This window comes from Clostridium sp. TF06-15AC (assembly GCF_003481165.1).
GTDB lineage: Bacteria > Bacillota > Clostridia > Lachnospirales > Lachnospiraceae > Otoolea > Otoolea fessa.
This window is the reverse complement of the sequence record NZ_QUKS01000002.1, coordinates 96,397-115,176: the sequence shown is the minus strand read 5'-3', so window position 1 is coordinate 115,176 and position 18,780 is coordinate 96,397. Positions and strand designations below refer to the sequence as shown.

General features: G+C 48.2%; 23 protein-coding genes and 1 pseudogene. 23 read left to right on the top strand and 1 reads right to left on the bottom strand.

What is annotated here, in order from left to right; genetic code table 11:
- Positions 1-961 precede the first annotated feature (961 nt).
- The 23 genes and pseudogenes from DXC57_RS04880 to DXC57_RS04765 all read left to right on the top strand — a co-directional run bounded on the left by DXC57_RS04880 (position 962) and on the right by DXC57_RS04765 (position 17,606).
- Entirely contained in the window at positions 962-1,783 is an 822-nt protein-coding gene (locus DXC57_RS04880) for a ParA family protein (RefSeq protein ID WP_002569249.1), read from the top strand.
- Positions 1,740-2,669 carry a ParB/RepB/Spo0J family partition protein gene (locus tag DXC57_RS04875; protein WP_006059569.1) on the top strand — a complete coding sequence of 310 codons (930 nt, stop codon included), beginning with the start codon at positions 1,740-1,742 and terminating at the stop codon, positions 2,667-2,669. Before DXC57_RS04880 ends, DXC57_RS04875 begins: the two co-directional genes overlap by 44 nt.
- A gap of 11 nt (positions 2,670-2,680) precedes the next feature.
- Complete coding sequence (locus DXC57_RS04870) at positions 2,681-2,953, top strand: DUF5720 family protein (protein ID WP_007862445.1); 273 nt, start codon at positions 2,681-2,683, stop codon at positions 2,951-2,953.
- 28 nt (positions 2,954-2,981) lie between these two features.
- Positions 2,982-3,170 (top strand): hypothetical protein, encoded by a 189-nt coding sequence (locus DXC57_RS04865; RefSeq protein ID WP_006059571.1) that lies wholly within the window; start codon positions 2,982-2,984, stop codon positions 3,168-3,170.
- 67 nt (positions 3,171-3,237) lie between these two features.
- Positions 3,238-4,116, top strand: coding sequence for a DUF6017 domain-containing protein (locus DXC57_RS04860; protein WP_118651411.1), 879 nt, complete (start codon positions 3,238-3,240; stop codon positions 4,114-4,116).
- A 36-nt stretch (positions 4,117-4,152) separates the two neighbouring features.
- The gene (locus tag DXC57_RS04855; protein WP_002589066.1) at positions 4,153-4,920 is read left to right on the top strand and encodes a phage antirepressor KilAC domain-containing protein; all 768 of its coding nucleotides are present in this window, start codon (positions 4,153-4,155) and stop codon (positions 4,918-4,920) included.
- 23 nt (positions 4,921-4,943) lie between these two features.
- Positions 4,944-5,255 carry a DUF5720 family protein gene (locus DXC57_RS04850; protein WP_008723307.1) on the top strand — a complete coding sequence of 104 codons (312 nt, stop codon included), beginning with the start codon at positions 4,944-4,946 and terminating at the stop codon, positions 5,253-5,255.
- Positions 5,256-5,355: 100 nt separating this feature from the next.
- Positions 5,356-5,856 (top strand): PcfB family protein, encoded by a 501-nt coding sequence (locus DXC57_RS04845; protein WP_117515807.1) that lies wholly within the window; start codon positions 5,356-5,358, stop codon positions 5,854-5,856.
- A complete protein-coding gene (locus tag DXC57_RS04840; protein WP_006059575.1) occupies positions 5,853-7,682 on the top strand; it encodes a VirD4-like conjugal transfer protein, CD1115 family in 1,830 nt (609 codons plus the stop codon). The genes DXC57_RS04845 and DXC57_RS04840 overlap by 4 nt, the downstream gene beginning before the upstream one ends.
- 219 nt (positions 7,683-7,901) lie before the next feature.
- Positions 7,902-8,030 (top strand): annotated as a pseudogene (locus tag DXC57_RS04835) (Maff2 family protein); the annotation flags it as partial.
- Positions 8,031-8,205: 175 nt separating this feature from the next.
- On the top strand, positions 8,206-8,511 hold the full coding sequence (locus tag DXC57_RS04830) for a desmoglein-4 (RefSeq protein WP_118651409.1): 306 nt from the start codon (positions 8,206-8,208) through the stop codon (positions 8,509-8,511).
- A gap of 114 nt (positions 8,512-8,625) precedes the next feature.
- Positions 8,626-9,114, top strand: coding sequence for a hypothetical protein (locus tag DXC57_RS04825; protein WP_002569239.1), 489 nt, complete (start codon positions 8,626-8,628; stop codon positions 9,112-9,114).
- A gap of 627 nt (positions 9,115-9,741) precedes the next feature.
- Positions 9,742-10,137 carry a plasmid mobilization relaxosome protein MobC gene (locus tag DXC57_RS04815; protein ID WP_002594236.1) on the top strand — a complete coding sequence of 132 codons (396 nt, stop codon included), beginning with the start codon at positions 9,742-9,744 and terminating at the stop codon, positions 10,135-10,137.
- The gene (locus DXC57_RS04810; RefSeq protein WP_118651407.1) at positions 10,109-11,734 is read left to right on the top strand and encodes a relaxase/mobilization nuclease domain-containing protein; all 1,626 of its coding nucleotides are present in this window, start codon (positions 10,109-10,111) and stop codon (positions 11,732-11,734) included. The genes DXC57_RS04815 and DXC57_RS04810 overlap by 29 nt, the downstream gene beginning before the upstream one ends.
- Complete coding sequence (locus DXC57_RS04805) at positions 11,724-12,110, top strand: cysteine-rich VLP domain-containing protein (protein WP_002594234.1); 387 nt, start codon at positions 11,724-11,726, stop codon at positions 12,108-12,110. The genes DXC57_RS04810 and DXC57_RS04805 overlap by 11 nt, the downstream gene beginning before the upstream one ends.
- Positions 12,111-12,240: 130 nt before the next feature.
- Positions 12,241-12,981, top strand: a complete 741-nt coding sequence (locus tag DXC57_RS04800; RefSeq protein WP_002594233.1) for a replication initiator protein A — start codon at positions 12,241-12,243, stop codon at positions 12,979-12,981.
- The gene (locus tag DXC57_RS04795) at positions 12,978-13,832 is read left to right on the top strand and encodes an ATP-binding protein (protein ID WP_002594232.1); all 855 of its coding nucleotides are present in this window, start codon (positions 12,978-12,980) and stop codon (positions 13,830-13,832) included. The genes DXC57_RS04800 and DXC57_RS04795 overlap by 4 nt, the downstream gene beginning before the upstream one ends.
- Positions 13,829-14,023 (top strand): transposon-encoded TnpW family protein, encoded by a 195-nt coding sequence (locus tag DXC57_RS04790; RefSeq protein ID WP_002594231.1) that lies wholly within the window; start codon positions 13,829-13,831, stop codon positions 14,021-14,023. Before DXC57_RS04795 ends, DXC57_RS04790 begins: the two co-directional genes overlap by 4 nt.
- A gap of 127 nt (positions 14,024-14,150) precedes the next feature.
- Complete coding sequence (locus tag DXC57_RS04785; protein WP_002594230.1) at positions 14,151-15,776, top strand: recombinase family protein; 1,626 nt, start codon at positions 14,151-14,153, stop codon at positions 15,774-15,776.
- Positions 15,777-16,055: 279 nt separating this feature from the next.
- Positions 16,056-16,328: a helix-turn-helix domain-containing protein gene (locus tag DXC57_RS04780; protein ID WP_110441883.1), complete on the top strand. Its 273-nt coding sequence runs from the start codon at positions 16,056-16,058 to the stop codon at positions 16,326-16,328.
- The gene (locus DXC57_RS04775; protein ID WP_118651405.1) at positions 16,288-16,665 is read left to right on the top strand and encodes a TnpV protein; all 378 of its coding nucleotides are present in this window, start codon (positions 16,288-16,290) and stop codon (positions 16,663-16,665) included. The genes DXC57_RS04780 and DXC57_RS04775 overlap by 41 nt, the downstream gene beginning before the upstream one ends.
- A 50-nt stretch (positions 16,666-16,715) precedes the next feature.
- A complete protein-coding gene (locus tag DXC57_RS04770) occupies positions 16,716-17,120 on the top strand; it encodes an SRPBCC family protein (protein WP_117554236.1) in 405 nt (134 codons plus the stop codon).
- Positions 17,121-17,141: 21 nt separating this feature from the next.
- The gene (locus DXC57_RS04765) at positions 17,142-17,606 is read left to right on the top strand and encodes a hypothetical protein (protein WP_117554235.1); all 465 of its coding nucleotides are present in this window, start codon (positions 17,142-17,144) and stop codon (positions 17,604-17,606) included.
- Between the two features lie 110 nt (positions 17,607-17,716).
- Here the strand turns inward: DXC57_RS04765 and DXC57_RS04760 are convergent, their stop codons facing one another.
- Positions 17,717-18,523: a helix-turn-helix domain-containing protein gene (locus DXC57_RS04760; protein ID WP_003020299.1), complete on the bottom strand. Its 807-nt coding sequence runs from the start codon at positions 18,521-18,523 to the stop codon at positions 17,717-17,719.
- Positions 18,524-18,780: the final 257 nt, after the last annotated feature.

Genomic DNA, 18,780 nt, shown 5'->3' with positions numbered 1-18,780 from the left:
CCATCACATTCCGACTTGGGTTTCGGCGGCAAAGAGATTAAGTAGTAGCAATTATTTCTACCCAGACGGCAGCCCTTTCTGCCATTCGTCCAGAAGTAGCAGTAATGACAGTCGCTCGGCTTGTCTGCGGTATAAACAGGCTTGCTCAAATAAAACACCTCCAATCTCTTGTATTTGCCCATGGGTTTGGGCATAAAAAAAGAGCGCCTATCCATCCCCAATGCGGGGCAAATAGACGCTCTATGTACATAACGATATTTAATTTTATCTGCTATAACTGCATGGTATTCAAAACATCCGCCTTTTTTGATTAGCTGGATTTTTGGCACGATTTTGGGGCTGATTAGCAGGAAGGGCATTTTCATTAGCAAGAACAGCCCGTTTTCTGCTAAAAATTAGCTGGCGATTTTGTCTTATAACAACCGTTCGATTCTGGAGGGGTTGTCAAAAATCAAATTTTGGAGTAGAATTTTATCTCATACAGTGAAAGAGCTTTTTCGTAGCTTTTTATATAAGAAAAGCCGAAAACCCTTGAAAACAAAGGCTTTCGGCGTTGTTCACTGGCGTCCATAAGAGGATTTGAACCTCCGACCCCACGCTTAGGAGATGGACCCAGTGCATATATTCCCTATCAACAGGGATAAAGAAAATGCAGTTATATCAAGGCTTTTCTCCATGTTCTCTATAAACCTTGTACAAGCAAAATCAAGCAAAAACAAAGGATTTTAGCCCCCTATTGTTTGCACTCTGTTTGCAAAGGCGCGAAATTTGGCGTTAGCCAAAAGTTCAATTCCCGTCGAGACTTAATTATATTCATGGTATCGTGGACATAGTTTACCATACATAGAGGTTCATTACAAGAGGTATTGAGCCAGTGAAAGTGCCTGTTTTATCTTTCTCAGGAAAGGTAAAGCAGGCACTTTTTTTCATATCTAAACTTAGAAAGAAATGAGGTGAAATCATGAATACACAGATTATTGCCATAGCCAACCAAAAAGGTGGTGTCGGCAAAACAACCACTTGTGCCAATCTTGGAATTGGTCTGGCGCAGTCCGGGAAGAAAGTCCTTCTGATTGACGGAGACCCACAGGGAAGCCTGACCATCAGCTTGGGCAATCCTCAGCCTGATAAGCTGCCCTTTACACTGTCAGACGCTATGGGCCGTATTTTGATGGATGAACCAATTCGTCCCGGCGAGGGTATCCTGCACCACCCTGAGGGCGTAGACCTGATGCCTGCGGACATCCAGCTATCTGGTATGGAGGTATCTCTGGTAAACGCTATGAGCCGAGAAACCATTCTGCGACAATATCTGGACACGCTGAAGGGGCAATACTCCCATATCCTTATTGATTGCCAGCCCTCCCTGGGTATGCTTACGGTCAATGCACTGGCTGCCGCTAATAGGGTTATAATCCCCGTCCAGGCAGAGTATCTTCCAGCTAAAGGTTTGGAGCAGCTTTTGCAAACTATCAATAAGGTTCGCAGACAAATCAATCCCAAGCTGCAAATTGATGGGATTCTGCTGACGATGGTAGACAGCCGAACCAATTTTGCCAAAGAAATCTCCGCTCTTCTGCGCGAAACCTATGGCAGTAAGATCAAGGTGTTTACATCAGAAATTCCTCATTCTGTCAGGGCTAAAGAAATCAGTGCTGAAGGAAAAAGCATTTATGCCCATGATCCTAATGGCAAAGTGGCTGAGGGCTACAAAAATCTGACGAAGGAGGTATTGAAACTTGAAAAGCAGCGCGAAAAAAATAGAGCTGGCCTCAGTAGATGACCTGTTTTCTACAGAAGAAAGTCGGCAAGACGAGCAACTGGAAAAAATTCAGGAAATTCCCCTATCTGAACTGCATCCGTTCAAGGATCACCCCTTCAAGGTCAAGGATGATGATGCAATGATAGAAACCGCAGACAGCATCAAAAAGTATGGTGTGTTGGTTCCTGCGATTGCCAGACCACTGCCTGATGGCGGTTATGAGCTGGTAGCCGGTCACAGACGCCGCAGAGCCAGCGAATTGGCCGGAAAAGAAACCATGCCTGTCATTGTGCGCGACTTGGATGACGATGCTGCCACAATTATTATGGTTGACAGCAATTTGCAGCGAGAAAATCTGCTCCCCAGTGAAAGGGCTTTTGCCTACAAAATGAAGCTGGAAGCCATTAAACATCAAGGAGCAAGAACAGACCTGACTTCTGTTCAAGTTGAACAGAAGTTGAGCGCCAGAGACCAGGTGGCAAAAGAAGCCGGTGAACGAAGCGGTATCCAGGTAATGCGATATGTTCGTTTGACTGAACTGATTCCAGAGCTTTTGGATATGGTGGATGAAAAGAAAATCGCATTTAACCCAGCCTATGAACTCTCTTTTTTGAAACCGGACGAACAGCAAATGCTGGTGGAAACAATGGACTATGAGCAGGCTACCCCTTCTCTCTCTCAGGCTCAGCGAATGAAAAAGTTCAGCCAGGAAGGGAAATTGTCAGAAGATGTGATGCTTGCCATCATGTCAGAGGAAAAAAAGGGTGATCTGGATAAAGTGACCTTGAGCAGCGATACCTTACGAAAGTATTTCCCCAAAAGCTATACACCGGCCAAAATGCAGGAAACCATTATTAAACTGCTGGAACAATGGCAGAAAAAACGCCAACGAGATCAGGAACGATGAAGGGAGAGCCTATGAAAGATATTGCAGCAAGGGAACTGAAAGGCCACAACATTCTTGCAGTGGAGCGATTTTGGGACAGCACTTTCTGGATGATTGAGTTTACTGTCTTGCGCCCTACTGCTTATGGAGAACCTGGTGACGAAATGAGGCTTTTTCTCACAGAGGACGGGTATCAGTCAGCTCTGCAAAGCCAGCAGCGTCGAGAAATCAAAATTAAGAGATATGCCCATGTTATTGAGGGGCATATCCTCGACTTCAAGCCTAAAAAACACCGTCGTTCATAACCGATACAACGAAAGGAAAGGAATGAATATGTGTACTGTAAGAGAAATCCGAGAAGCTATTCAAGAAGATTGCCGCTCACAGCGTGATATGGAATCCACCGAGATTGACCGTGTTTTTCAAACCTTACCATTTTCTCAGGAAAGGGATCTGTTTGATAAACCACCAATGCCAAAACGCCCCTACCGACGCAAGAAAAAAGATACAGACAGACCCTAACCGCTGCCACAATTCTTTTATGAATTGCGGCTTTTTTCATACCTGAGAAATGAAAGGAGTGAAGTAAATGGCTGTTTTTCGTGTAGAACGCACTGGCGATTACACGGTTATGAGCAATTTTCATCTAAAAGACAAACGACTTTCTTTGAAGGCAAAGGGTCTCTTGCCGCAAATGTTATCTCTGCCTGATGACTGGGATTATACGCTGTCAGGACTCAGCTATATCAATCGAGAAAGCAAAGATGCAATCCGCTCTGCTGTCAATGAGCTTGAAACAGCCGGATACATTCGGCGCAGACAGACAACTGATGCTTCTGGTAAATTCGCAGCCAATGAGTATACCATTTTTGAGCGTCCCATCGAGGGAGAACCGATGTTGGATAAGCCGTTGTCGGAAAACCCGATAACGGTAAACCCGTCAGCGGTAAATCCGTTACCGGAAAATCCAACACAATTAAATACTAAGAAATCAAATACCCAAAAACAAAATACTCATGGATCAAATACCGATTCCATTCCCTTCCGGGAAACAGCGGCGGTAATACCGCCGGAACGGAAAGGAAGGGATGCGATGTCTGTCACAGAGATAGAAAATTATCGGGAATTGATTTTGGAGAATATCGAGTATGATTGTCTGAAGCAGCGTTATCCTCTCTACCTGGATGACCTGAATGAGATCGTAGAGCTGTTGGTAGAAACGGTCTGTGCCAAACGAAAGACCACCCGGATCTCTGGTGCGGACTTTCCTCATGAAATTGTACGCTCCCGCTTTTTGAAGCTGGACAGCTCTCACATCGAGTTTGTCATGGACTGTCTGCAAAAGAACACCACCCAGGTACACAACATCAAGCAGTACCTGCTTGCAGTGCTGTTCAACGCTCCTACCACCATGAATAACCACTACACTTCACTGGTAAATCACGATATGCACGCAGGCGGCTGGTAATCAGCCGCTTTTGTATTACACCAAAGGAGGCACAGCATGAATCAGATTGAAATTTTCAATAGTCCAGAGTTCGGAAGCATTCGCACTTTGGAACAGAATGGCAAAGTATTATTTTGCGGTACAGATGTGGCAACAGCGCTGGGATATACCAATCCACGCAAAGCCGTCCGCGACCATACCAGGGGTGGAACGAAATGTTCCATAGGGGTCCAGACTGGGAAAAAGGCAGATGGAAGCCCCGCGGTACAAATGGTCGAAATGCTCTTTATCCCCGAAGGTGATCTATATCGTCTGATCGCCCATAGTAAACTGCCGTCAGCGGAACGGTTTGAACAATGGGTGTTTGATGAAGTTCTACCTGCCATTCGCAAGCACGGAGCCTATCTCACAAAAGAGAAGTTGTGGGAGATAGCCACTTCTCCGGAAGCTCTGATAAAGCTCTGCTCCGAGCTGCTTGCTGAGCGGGAAGAAAATGCGTCGCTACGAGAGGAAAATGCCCTGCTGGAGAGTAAGGCAGCCTTTTATGATTTGTTCATCGACCTCAATCACAGTACCAACCTCCGCACCACCGCCAAAGAGTTGCTTGTCCCGGAGCGTCGGTTTGTCCGTTTCCTTCTGGAAAAGCGTTTTGTGTACCGCACCGCATCCGGTAATGTACTGCCCTATGCAAAGCCAGCCAATGAAGGACTGTTTTGTGTCAAAGACTACTGCAATCACGGGCATATCGGCTCCTATACGCTGATAACCCCGCAAGGCAAACTCTACTTTGCTCAGCTGAGAGACATGATTTTGATGGTTGTATGAGAGTGGGAAAGGAAGTGAGTTTTATGCCAGAAGGCAAAACAATCGGTCAGCTGATGGAAGAAATGCGCCAGAAAGCTGGAGCGCAGAACTATCACGGCCATGACTACATGGATCTCCAGCGATTTGCTGAGAACACCCGGCACATGATTATTTTTGATGTGCTGACGCATGACTCCCCGGTGGGCTGGAAAGGTGAACGAACCCGCCTGTTTTTGTCAGATAAGGGCTATGAAAAAGCTCTGGACAGTCAGGCAAAGGGACAGATCAAGATTCTCAGTCATGCAAAGGTCAGAAATGGAGATTTGCTCTATGACCGTTCTGAGCAAATTCGTTGAGGGCGGTTCGATGAAGAAATACCTTCTCCGGCGGCTGGTGGTCCCGCCTTAGAAATAAATGCACCACCCCTGCACATTTTGTGGAAAGGAGGCGATGAAAATGCAGGAAGAAGTGGAAAACAGGACTTTAACGCTGGTTGTCAGCGGAACAAAGTTCACCGGCAGGCTGCTCAAAGCCGCCATCAGCAAGTACCTTGCCCACCGCAAGGAAAAGAAGCTGCAAAAGCAGAGAAGCCGTGACGCGCCTGTGAAGCCCCAGGGCAAGCAGACGGTGAAACAGCTGATTGGTCAAAACCAAGGGGTTTCCAACATCGAGATCACCGACCCCTCCATCAAGGAGTTTGAGAAGATCGCCCGGAAATACGGCGTGGACTATGCGGTGAAGAAGGACCGCAGCAGCTCCCCACCCAAGTACCTGATCTTTTTCAAGGGTCGGGACGCGGATGCCCTGACCGCTGCTTTTACCGAGTACACCGGGAAAAAGGTCAGAAAGGCGGAGAAATCCGAGCGCCCGTCCGTGCTGGCAAAGCTGAGCCAGTTCAAAGAACTGGTAAAACACGTCGTCGTGGACCGGAACAAGCGGAAGGAGCTGGAACGATGAAAAAGCAGCTGAACATCAAAAAGCTCATTTTGCTGAATCTGCCGTATATCCTGATGGGGCTTTTCTCCACCAACTTCGGTGAAGCGTGGCGGATGGCCGTGGGTGCGGACGCTTCGGCAAAAATGCTCTCGTTCTTCTCCACGCTGCCGGTGGCGCTGGCCAGCTGGTGGCCCAGCCTGCACCCGCTGGACCTGCTGGTGGGCCTGTGCTGCTGCGGCGGCCTGCGGCTGGCTGTGTACCTGAAAAGCAAGAACGCCAAGAAGTACAGGCACGGCATGGAATACGGTTCCGCCCGGTGGGGAACCCATGAGGACATTACACCCTACATCGACCCGGTATTCCAGAACAATGTGATTCTGACGAAAACGGAGAGCCTGACAATGAACAGCCGCCCCAAGGACCCAAAGACCGCCAGAAACAAAAATGTGCTGGTGATTGGCGGCTCCGGTTCCGGTAAGACCCGCTTCTGGCTCAAACCGAATCTGATGCAGATGCACAGTTCCTATGTGGTCACAGACCCGAAGGGAACCATTTTGGTGGAGTGCGGAAAAATGCTCCAAAGGGGCGCACCCAAGCTGGGGAAAGACGGAAAGCCTATGAAGGATAAGCACGGCAAGGTCATTTATGAGCCGTACCGAATCAAGGTCCTAAATACCATTAACTTCAAGAAGTCCATGCACTATAACCCTTTCGCCTATATCCATAGCGAAAAGGACATCTTGAAGCTGGTAACAACGCTGATCGCCAATACCAAAGGCGAAGGCAAGGCCGGAGACGATTTCTGGGTAAAAGCAGAAACCTTGTTGTACTGCGCGCTTATTGGCTATATCCATTATGAGGCTCCGGTGGAGGAACAAAACTTCTCCACCCTCATTGAGTTCATCAACGCCATGGAAGTCCGTGAGGATGACGAGGAGTTCAAAAACCCCGTAGACCTGATGTTTGATGCACTGGAAGCCGAGAAGCCAAACCACTTTGCGGTGCGCCAGTATAAGAAATATAAGCTGGCCGCCGGAAAAACAGCCAAGTCGATTTTGATTTCCTGCGGCGCTCGCCTTGCCGTGTTCGACATTGCAGAGTTGCGTGAGGTCACGGCTTATGATGAGCTGGAGCTGGATACTCTGGGAGACAGGAAAACTGCCCTGTTCCTCATCATGAGTGACACTGATGACAGCTTTAATTTCCTTATATCCATGTGTTATACCCAGCTGTTTAACCTGCTCTGCGAAAAGGCCGACGATGTGTACGACGGCAGACTGCCGGTTCATGTGCGCTGTCTGATCGACGAGTGCGCCAACATTGGCCAGATACCCAAGTTGGAAAAGCTGGTGGCCACCATCCGAAGCCGTGAGATCTCCGCCTGTCTGGTGTTGCAGGCGCAGAGTCAGCTCAAGGCGATTTATAAGGATAACGCAGATACCATTATCGGAAACATGGATACTTCCATCTTTCTGGGCGGTAAGGAGCCGACCACTCTCAAGGAGCTGGCCGCCGTGCTGGGTAAGGAAACCATCGACACCTACAACACCGGAGAGAGCCGTGGGAGGGAAACATCCCATTCACTCAACTATCAAAAATTGGGGAAAGAGCTGATGAGCCAGGATGAGCTTGCTGTTATGGATGGCGGCAAGTGTATCCTCCAGCTGCGCGGTGTGCGTCCTTTCCTTTCGGATAAGTACGACATCACCAAGCACCCCAATTTCAAGTACACTGCCGACGCGGATGACAAGAACGCTTTTGATATTGAAGCATTCTTGTCCGCAAGGCTGAAACTCAAGCCCAATGAGGTCTGCGATGTATATGAAGTAGACACAAAGGGCGCTTAATTTCGTTCCGCTTTAGAAGGGAGTGATCTTATCTATTCGCCGCATCTGCCCTCTATGGGCCATTGGCGTACAAAGCGGACAATCGCGAGAAAAAATAATGAAAAAGGAGGACAGCCGGAATCATGCCCCCGGAAACCGGGCGGCAGATTGTTCCGGCTTTTGTATGCCTATGAAACATGACAAACCTATTTTTTAATCAGATTCCGGCTAACAAACTATATGGCATTTTTTGAACAGGCAATCACCGTTCTTCAGACCCTCGTTATCGCGCTCGGTGCCGGTCTCGGTATCTGGGGCGTTATCAACCTGCTGGAAGGTTACGGCAACGACAACCCCGGCGCCAATGCTCATGTGCGGTAAAGTAATAAAAAGATTTAGGTAGCCGCCTTAACTATTCCTAAATAAGATAATATGCACAGTATTTTCTCGTAAATAGAAAATAAATTATTGCATTTTACCAATTATTATGTTAAAATGACAATGTAACAAAGAGCTATGTATTTTTAAGGAAAGGGAGGAACTTATGAATTTAAGAAAATCTATTTTAGCACTTTCAGTAGTAGCTGGAATTGTAGCTGCTCCAATGACTGTATTTGCCGCTCATACTCATAGTTGGGGTTCTCCCCAGTACTATGGATATGAAGATGAAATGCCTGGTATATATGATGACTGGGATAAATGTGCGACACGTCATGTATATAGTTACAAACAATGTTTAATTTGTGGAGAAGTAAGCATTTATGAAGTTGAGACGATTGAAATGTCTCACAAATGGGTGAATGGTGCATGTGTATATTGCAACAAAGGTTACGCGAAAGAGATAAATTAACATAGTATCATTACCGGCAAGTTTATGATCAAAAAATAGAAAGCATTGAGAATATTTCAAAATTTCTTGAAAGTACTCTCAGTGCTTTCTTTGATAATATGAAAGGAGAAATAAATGCAAAAAAAACAACTTTCTGTATTAGTACTAATTATTTTATGCTTTTTATTAGGATGTAACAGAGAAACACCAAAAGATGAATCTCAACAAAATTATGAAGATGAATCTAATATTTCTAAAACAAATGGAGAAGAACTTGTAAATATAAACAGTGAATTGTTAGGTTCGACTCCTTTTGATATCCAAATCGATAAAACAGCATTGCAGACTAGAAAAGAAACAGAAACAGAAGTTACAATAAAGACAAATTTAACAGACTGGGGTTATACTGTTTCTTCTGAAAAAGGGAAAATATCTGATATAAATAAAAATTCATTCATATATATAGCACCTAAAGATGAGAGGGATGATACTATAAAAATACAATTATCGGACTATGAAAATGGCATATCATATGAATATACAATTCCACTTATTTTTGCGGGAAACAATGAACATTCTTTAGATAAATTCAAGGAAAATCTTTCAAGATTACCTAATAGTTAGTAAAGAGTCGATAGACTAAAGTACCACCATCCTCTTTTATTTCAACTGAATATCCATCCCGCCGCACCGCAGCGGCACATGAAGCAGTAAATCCGAAAAAGATTTGCTGCTTTTTTTGCGTCCATTTTTGGCAAATTTCCAAAAGTTCCGTATTAGACAGTGAAACCAAAAAAGGCTGCCATTTTTTTCAGACAGCGGGCAAAACGCAGCTTCCGAAACGCCTTATTGTCGGGAAAGACCGAGCCGCCGGAAAAGTTCTTGCCGGAAAGTCCGTCCATTCTGCTCTTTTGTGGTTTGTAGGGAGTAAGGGAAAAACGCCAGCCCGCAGCCTTTTATAAAAAAAGCTGGTTATAGATTTTCTGAAAAAGTGGCAGTAGCAAGTGAACGGCAGGCCGGCAGTTTCTTAGAGCAAGATTCTACCGAGGTGCCAAAATTCGCTTATCGCTCATTTTGCCCCTGCGGGAATCTTGTTGGGGAGTGCCTTCCCCAAACCCTGCTTATGCGGCTTGCGCCGCTGAAAAACCCCTCAAAATATTTTTCGGATTTTTCAAAAACAGTTCCGCTTCACACCCTGTTTTTCTCCTATTAGTGAGAGGACACCACGCACAGAAAGGAGGTCAACCACCTATGAAACGATACAACACGCCGCACCGCAGCCGGGTAGTCAAAACACGCATGACCGAGGAAGAATACGCCGAGTTTGCCCAGCGGCTTTCTGCTTACCACATGAGCCAAGCCGAGTTTATCCGGCAAGCCATAACCGGGGCAGCCATACGCCCCATCATAACCGTTTCCCCCATCAATGACGAGCTGCTTGCCGCTGTCGGGAAGCTGACCGCCGAATACGGGAGGATCGGCGGCAACTTAAACCAGATAGCCCGGACGCTGAACGAGTGGCACAGTCCCTATCCGCAGCTTGCCGGGGAGGTACGGGCGGCGGTTTCCGACCTTGCTGCCCTAAAGTTTGAAGTCTTGCAGAAAGTGGGTGACGCTGTTGGCAACATTCAAACATATCAGCTCTAAAAACGCCGACTATGGCGCAGCGGAAGCCTATCTCACATTTGAGCATGACGAGTTTACCATGAAAGCCACCCTTGATGAAAACGGGCGGCTGATACCGAGGGAGGATTACCGCATTTCTTCCCTCAACTGCGGGGGCGAGGATTTCGCTGTTGCCTGTATGCGAGCCAATCTCCGCTATGAGAAAAACCAAAAACGGGAAGATGTGAAAAGCCACCACTATATCATCAGCTTTGACCCACGGGACGGGACAGACAACGGCTTGACCGTAGACCGGGCGCAGGAGCTGGGCGAGCAGTTCTGCAAGGAGCATTTCCCCGGACACCAAGCCCTAATCTGCACCCACCCGGACGGGCATAACCACAGCGGGAATATCCATGTGCATATCGTCATCAACTCCCTGCGGATTTACGAAGTCCCGCTTCTGCCCTACATGGACAGACCAGCCGACACGCTGGAGGGCTGCAAGCACCGCTGCACCAACGCCGCTATGGAATATTTCAAGAGCGAAGTCATGGAAATGTGCCACCGGGAGGGGCTTTACCAAATCGACCTCTTGAACGGCAGCAAGGAACGGATAACCGAACGGGAATACTGGGCGGCAAAGAAAGGGCAGCTTGCCCTTGACAAAGAGAACGCCGCCAGAGAAGCCGCCGGACAGCCGACCAAGCCCACCAAGTTTGAAACGGACAAGGCGAAGCTGCGCCGGACGATACGGCAGGCACTTTCCCAAGCTGGCAGCTTTGACGAGGTTTCTTCCCTTTTGCTGCGGGAGGGTGTGACCGTCAAGAAGAGCCGGGGGCGGCTTTCCTACCTCACGCCGGACAGGACAAAGCCTATCACAGCACGAAAGCTGGGGGACGATTTTGACAAGGCTGCTGTCCTTGCCCTGCTCACGCAGAACGCCCACAGAGCTGCCGAACAGACCAAAGCCATACCCGAATACCCTGCCGCAGTTAAAAAGCCGTTACAAGGGGAAAAAGCTGCAAAAACCACCCCGGCAGACAACACCTTGCAGCGCATGGTTGACCGGGAAGCCAAGCGAGCCGAGGGCAAGGGCGTGGGCTATGACCGCTGGGCGGCAAAGCACAACCTAAAGCAAATGGCAGCTACCGTTACCGCCTATCAGCAGTACGGCTTTTCCTCCCCGGAGGAACTGGACGAAGCCTGTTCTGCCGCCTATGCCGCCATGCAGGAAAGCCTTGCGTGGTTGAAGCAGGTGGAAAAGACGCTGAACGGGAAAAAGGAGCTGCAACGGCAGGTGCTTGTCTATTCCAAGACCCGCCCTGTCCGGGACGGGCTGAAACAGCAGAAAAACGCCAAAGCAAAAGCAGCCTACCGTCAGAAGCATGAAAGTGACTTTATCATAGCAGACGCAGCCGCCCGCTATTTCAGGGAGAACGGCATTTCCAAGCTGCCGAGCTATAAATCCCTGCAAGCAGAGATTGAAAGCCTTATCAAAGAGAAAAACAGCGGCTACAACGATTACCGGGCAAAACGGGAGGAGTACCGCCGCTTGCAGACTGTCAAGGGCAATATCGACCAGATTTTACGCCGGAGCGAGCCGCAGCGCAGAAAGGAGCAGAGCCATGAACGGTAATATCCCCCGCATGGACTACCGCCAGTACCGGGCAGCCCGCCGCCTTGTGCATGAGTGCTGCAACTATGACAGCGGGAACTGCCTGCTGTTGGAGGACGGCGAGCCTTGCGTGTGTGTACAGAGTATCAGCTATTCGCTGCTCTGCCGCTGGTTTACCGCCGCTGTCCTGCCCCTTGATGAAGCACTGGAAGCCGCCCTCTTGCGCCGGGGAAGCCGGAAACGCTGCGCTGTCTGCGGGGCGTTCTTCTTCCCAAAATCCAACCGGGGGAAATACTGCCCGGACTGCGCCGGACGCATGAAGCGGATAAACGCCGCCAAACGGAAGCGGAAACAAAGGGAGAAATGTCACGCTTTAGGGCATTTCAAACCCGCATAAATCAAGGCTTTTTTGGAGGGTGTCAAAGGGTGCGTGATACATTTATCCTTTTCCCTTAAAAACGCCCCCTAAAAGCGTAACAGAACCCACAGACAGACACCACAAGGAGGTGAACCCTATCGCTGATTATATGACCGCAGGAACGGAGCTGCCCGCTTACCTGCCTTACCCCCGTTTCCTGCTGGAAACAGACCTATCCCACACCGCAAGAGAGTTATATGCGCTGCTGTTAGACCGTTCCACCCTTTCGCAGAAGAACGGCTGGCAGGACAGCGAGGGACGGACATACATTGTCTACCCCATAGCAGAGATAGCGGAAATGCTGGATAAAGGCTGCACCACCATAAAGGGCGCACTGAACGAACTGGACGCTGCCGGGCTGCTGGAACGCAGACGGACGGGCTTTTCTGCCGCCAACCGTCTGTATGTGAAAGTGCCGCCTATCCCAGTGGTACAGTTTTCCGACCAACTGACGGACGGAAAACCGCCCCTCATAAGGGCGGGAAACCGACCAACTGACAGCCGGAAAACTGACCTTATGACGGTCGGAAAACCGTCCCCTAACCAAACTAATATAAACAACCTAATAGAGAGCCAAACAAAAGGAGCGAGTGAGGGGCAGCCCCCCGCCGCTTATGGCAGATATAAAAATGTATTTCTTTCTGACACAGAACTTTTGGAGCTGGAACAGGACTTCCCCGGCAAGTGGGAGTATTACCTTGACCGCCTTTCCTGCCACATCGCTTCCACCGGGAAGCAGTACCAGAGCCATGCAGCCACCATTTACAAGTGGGCGCAGGAGGACGCTGCCAAAGAGAAGCCAAAGAAAGGCATACCGGACTATTCATTCAAGGAGGGAGAAAGCCTATGACCGATACAATCCACAACACCATACTGCCTATGACCGACACCACAGCCGAGCCGGAGGATTACACCGGGGAGGACGGGCTTTTATACTGCGGCAAATGCCGGAAACCCAAAGAAGCCTATTTCCCGGAGGGCAAGACCTTTTTCGGGCGTGACCGCCACCCGTCAGAGTGCGACTGCCAGCGGGCAGCCCGTAAGGAACGGGAAGCCGCCGAGAAGCGGCGCAGCCACCTTGAAACGGTGGAACGGCTGAAACGGCAGGGCTTTACAGACAAGACCATGCAGGACTGGACATTTGCCAACGATAACGGCAGCTGCCCGCAGATGAAGAACGCCGCCGGATATGTGGCACGCTGGGAACAGATAAAGGACGGGAACTACGGGCTGCTCTTGTGGGGCAGGGTAGGCACTGGGAAAAGCTATTTTGCCGGGTGTATTGCAAACGCCCTCATGGAGCAGGAAGTCCCGGTGTGCATGACAAACTTTGCAGCAATATTAAACGACCTTGCCGCCAGCTTTGCGGGCAGGAACGAATATATTTCCCGCCTTTGCAGCTTCCCCCTGCTCATCATTGACGATTTTGGAATGGAGCGTGGCACAGAATACGGTCTGGAACAGGTCTACAATGTGATTGACAGCCGCTACCGGAGCAGGAAGCCGCTGATTGTGACGACCAACCTCACGCTGGAGGAATTGCAGCACCCGGAGGACACCGCCCACGCCCGGATTTATGACCGCCTGCTTGAAATGTGTTCCCCTCTCTGCTTTACCGGGGAGAATTTGAGGAAAGCCGCCGCACAGGGAAAAATGGAACAGCTGAAACGGCTGCTTGCCGGAAAGGAGATTTGCCTATGACCGACACCCAGAGAAACAAACGCCCTGCCCGCCGCCCGGACTGCGTGACCGAAACGAGGATAGGCAACACAATCCTTGTGGTGTCTGGCTTTTTCAAGGAGGGGGCGACCGACACCGCCGCTGACAAGATGATGAAAGTGCTGGAAGCAGAAGCCGCCGCCGGATATTTGACCTGTGATAAGCCTGATTGAAAAACCGTCATTTTTACCGACCGTAAAGAAGCAGATTTGACGCTTTTGCCGCTATACAGACAGCCGCCCCATGTGGTACAATCAAGGTACGGAATAGTGGGGCTGGCTGTCGGAAACGGAGGAATTTATGTTAAGACAGACCACCCAGCAACTCATTACCGCCCTTTACCCAAGACTGTCCCATGAGGACGAGCTGCAAGGCGAGAGCAATTCCATTTCCAACCAAAAGAGGATTTTGGAAACCTATGCCAAACAGAATGGATTTTCTAATCTGCGCTGGTACACCGACGACGGTTATTCCGGTGCGAACTTTCAAAGACCCGGATTTCAAGCCATGCTTGCAGACATTGAAGCAGGGAAAGTCGGGACAGTTATCGTCAAGGATATGTCGAGGTTAGGGCGAAACTACTTACAGGTGGGAATGTACACAGAAATGATTTTCCCACAGAAAGGTGTCCGCTTCATCGCTATCAATGACGGAGTGGACAGCGCACAGGGGGAAAATGATTTTGCCCCGCTGCGGAACATTTTTAACGAATGGCTGGTGAGAGATACGAGCAAGAAAATCAAGGCAGTAAAACGCTCTAAGGGCATGAGCGGAAAGCCCATCACAAGCAAGCCCGTCTATGGCTACCTCATGGACGAGGACGAAAACTTTATCATTGACGAGGAAGCCGCCCCGGTGGTACGGCAGATTTACAGCCTTTGCCTTGCCGGGAACGGTCCGACCAAGATAGCCCGTATGCTGACCGAGCAGCAAATCCCCACGCCGGGGACGCTGGAATACCGCAGGACGGGCAGCACCCGCCGCTACCACCCCGGCTATGAGTGCAAGTGGGCGACCAATACCGTGGTTCATCTGCTGGAAAACCGGGAATATACGGGCTGTCTGGTAAACTTTAAGACCGAGAAGCCGTCCTACAAGCTGAAACACAGCATAGAAAATCCCCCGGAAAAGCAGGCGGTTTTTGAGAACCACCATGAGCCTATCATTGACCGGGAAACGTGGGAACGGGTGCAGGAGTTACGCAAGCAGCGCAAACGCCCCAACCGTTATGACGAAGTGGGCTTGTTCTCCGGCATACTCTTTTGTGCCGACTGCGGCAGCGTCATGTACCAGCAGCGATACCAGACGGACAAGCGCAAGCAGGACTGTTATATCTGCGGAAGCTACAAGAAACGCACCGCCGACTGCACAGCGCACTTTATCCGCACTGACCTCTTGACCGCTGGCGTACTCTCCAATCTGCGGAAAGTTACCAGCTATGCGGCAAAGCATGAAGCCCGGTTTATGAAGCTTTTAATCGAGCAGAATGAGGACGGGGACAGACGCAGGAACGCCGCCAAGAAAAAGGAGCTGGAAGCCGCCGAGAAACGCATAGCCGAGTTATCTGCTATCTTCAAGCGGCTGTATGAGGACAGCGTAACCGGGCGCATATCGGACGAGCGTTTCACAGAGCTGTCGGCAGACTATGAAGCCGAGCAGAAAGAACTGAAAGAACGTGCCGCCAGACTGCGGGAAGAACTTTCCAAAGCGCAGGAAGCCACCGCAAACGCTGAAAAGTTTATGAATGTGGTACGCAGGCACACTACCATTGAAGAACTTACCCCTACTCTGCTGCGGGAGTTTGTGGAGAAAATCGTTGTCCATGAAAGCGTTGCCCTTGACGGGAAACGCCGGGGCAAGTTACGCAGACAGGAAATCGAAATCTATTATTCTTTTGTCGGCAAGGTAGAACTGCCCGACACCTAACCGCCCGACCTATCCGACATACCTCATGTGCCGGATAGGAACGGCAAAATTTTTTACACTTCTATTACTTCTTTATCACACATAAGCAAAGAGCCAGGGCATGAAGCAGTTCATGGCTAATTAAAGGGAACAAAAAGAAAGGAAAAGCACAATCCAGACGGTATCAGCGGCAGTCCACAAGAATAAATTGTGATTTCACAAGATTGGTGCTATAATAAGAGAAAAGTTCCTGCCGGGGCAGCCGCCCCGGCGGTATGGATAGAAAGGCAGGAAAGCAATATGCACATCAGCTATAAACCACTCTGGCACACACTGTTAGAGCGTGATATGAGAAAAGAAGATTTAAGGCTTGCCGCTGGTATGACAACGAATATGATTGCCAACATGAGCAAAGAGGGAAAGCACATCAGCATGGACACATTAGCCCGTATCTGCGAAACGCTGAATTGTGAGATTACCGATGTGATTGAGTTAGTACCAGACGAGCTTGCTTCCACAGGAGGTAAGGAACATGAACGAATTGAAACCAAGAATAACGGAAAACGGAATTGATTATATCCTTGTCGGAGATTACTATATCCCGGATTTGAAGCTGCCGGAGGAACACCGCCCTATCGGAAAGTACGGACGGATGCACCGGGAATATTTAAGAGAAGTCCACCCAGCCAGATTGAACACATTGACCCTGACCGGGGAGTTATGGACATACCTTGCAGACCTGAATGAACAGGCACAGGAACGGTTAGACACCATCATAGAGCAGATGAAAACTGCCGAGGGCGTAACCGAGGAATTGAAGCGTACTTCTCAAATGGAATGGGTGCAGCGTTGCAATAACATTCACAACCGGGCAGAAGAAATTGTATTGCATGAGATGATTTATTCATAATGGTATGGTAGAATGATTATGACAAAATAGAGTTTGAAGGGGGCATGAAAATGGCAATCTCAAATATAAATACGATTATCAATGATGATATTCATAAAGTTTGGGATATTGTTTTTGCTGTTGATAAATATAGTGAGTGGCGAAGCGATTTAAGCAAAACAGAAATCATAAATGATAAGCAGTTTATTGAGTACACGAAAGACGGATATGCAACTATATTTTCTATTACTGCTGTTGAGCCATATAAACGTTGGGAATTTGACATGAAAAATAGCAATATGACCGGGCATTGGATTGGTATTTTTACAGCTAAGGGAAATGAAACACAAATTGATTTTACAGAAAATGTGACACCTAAAAAGTGGTTTATGAAACCTTTTGTAAAACTCTATTTGAAGAAGCAGCAAACTCAATTTGTTCTGGACTTAAAAAAAGCATTGGAACAACAATGTTGAAGTTGTAAAGGAGAGAATACTATGAATAGAATCAAATATGCAGAACAGTTATATGCTCTTATTTCTATGTGCTTAGGCTGTGCTTTTATCGTTTTTGGTTTGCTTAGTTTTATTGGAATATTACAGCCTACATCAACGTCAATAGTCCAAAGTCAAAGGAACATTGGGATTGTTTTTTCTGTACTTGGTGTCGCTTTTTTAATTGCACAAGCAATTTTTACAGCTCTTGCTTCTGCAAAGAAGAAATCCTATTACGAGTTGATTTCTAACGGAATTAAAGTTAATGGGATTGTAGAAAAAGTATATATGCAGAAGTTTCTACAATATGGGAAAAAGTCCCCGTACAGAGTTCTTTACAGCTATACATACGGAGGGAAGATTTATCATCACAAAAGCCATCTCTTATGGGATAAGCCGTATATGAAAGAAACAGATTCGATTGCAGTATATATAAATGATTCAGAGAAATCGGCAATTCAATTATAGGGCGTATTTTAGTTGTATCCTTAGTTTATCGCCCTAAATTTTAACTGAATAACCACAGCACAAACCGCTGCTACATGGAAGCCAACAAACCATGCAACAGCGGTTTTTCTTTATCGTTTTTTCCTCTGGCTGATAGGCGTTCCCATTTTCTTTGATTTTTTGAGAATCCGAATGAGCCAGCGAAATTCTTCATCTGACAGATTTTTATAGTTGATACCAAGCTGCTTGCAGTAAAGTACAACGAGCTTTTCATCCCGGCTGCCCTTGAAATTTTCGACCGCTTCCAGATTTTCTTTCAGTTCATCGGCAACGGTGGTCTGGGGTGCACTCTCACTGTCCTTTTTGTGGGCTTCCCGAATATCCCGGATAATGAGGTTGAGGTCATCCAGAACCATGTGACTAAAATACTCATCATCGCTGATATGGGCGGCTTGCAGCACTTTCAAATGCGGGTCATCTTCGCCGGGGCGATACCGTTCAATGATTTCATGCCGGACGGTATCGACAAGTGCATTGAGATTTTGAATCTGCATGGTGGCAATCCCGTCCACATAAATCTCAATGTCTGCAAGAAACTTGATAAAATCTTTATGTGTGGCAAGCTCACAGAGCAGACGGTTGTTAATCCGACCGCTTTTCAGCAGTGCTACCATCTCATCATTCAAATGCAGCTCCGTCAATGACGTGTTGATCTGCTCCCTGTTCTCTGTCCGGCACAGTAGATAATCAACGGAAACCCCATAGAAGTCTGCCAGCGTGATAAGGTTGCCATGATTGATTTCCTTAAAATCCTCTTTTTCATAACTTCCGAGAGCAGATTTGGAAATACCCGTCAGCTTTGATAGTTCTTCCAGATTTAAGCCTTTGTCCTTGCGGAGTTCCCAAAGGCGTTCCTGTATGCTTGTTGCTCCTTTCATGGGCGCACACTCCTTTCCGGCGGTTTCATTGCTGCCGCTTAACTGGATTATATCACACTTTCCGCAATCGTGGAAATTTCTGATTTTTACTCCTAATTCCTACTTTGTGGACATACGGCACAGGGCACAAAAATGTTCTATGATACAGGTAGTTCATCGATGGATTATTCCAATCGAATGACCAGCCTGTGTGGGATATGCTTCCCCGGCGATGTAGTGCCATGACTTTTGGCAGGGATATGGAGGAACCCTGACCG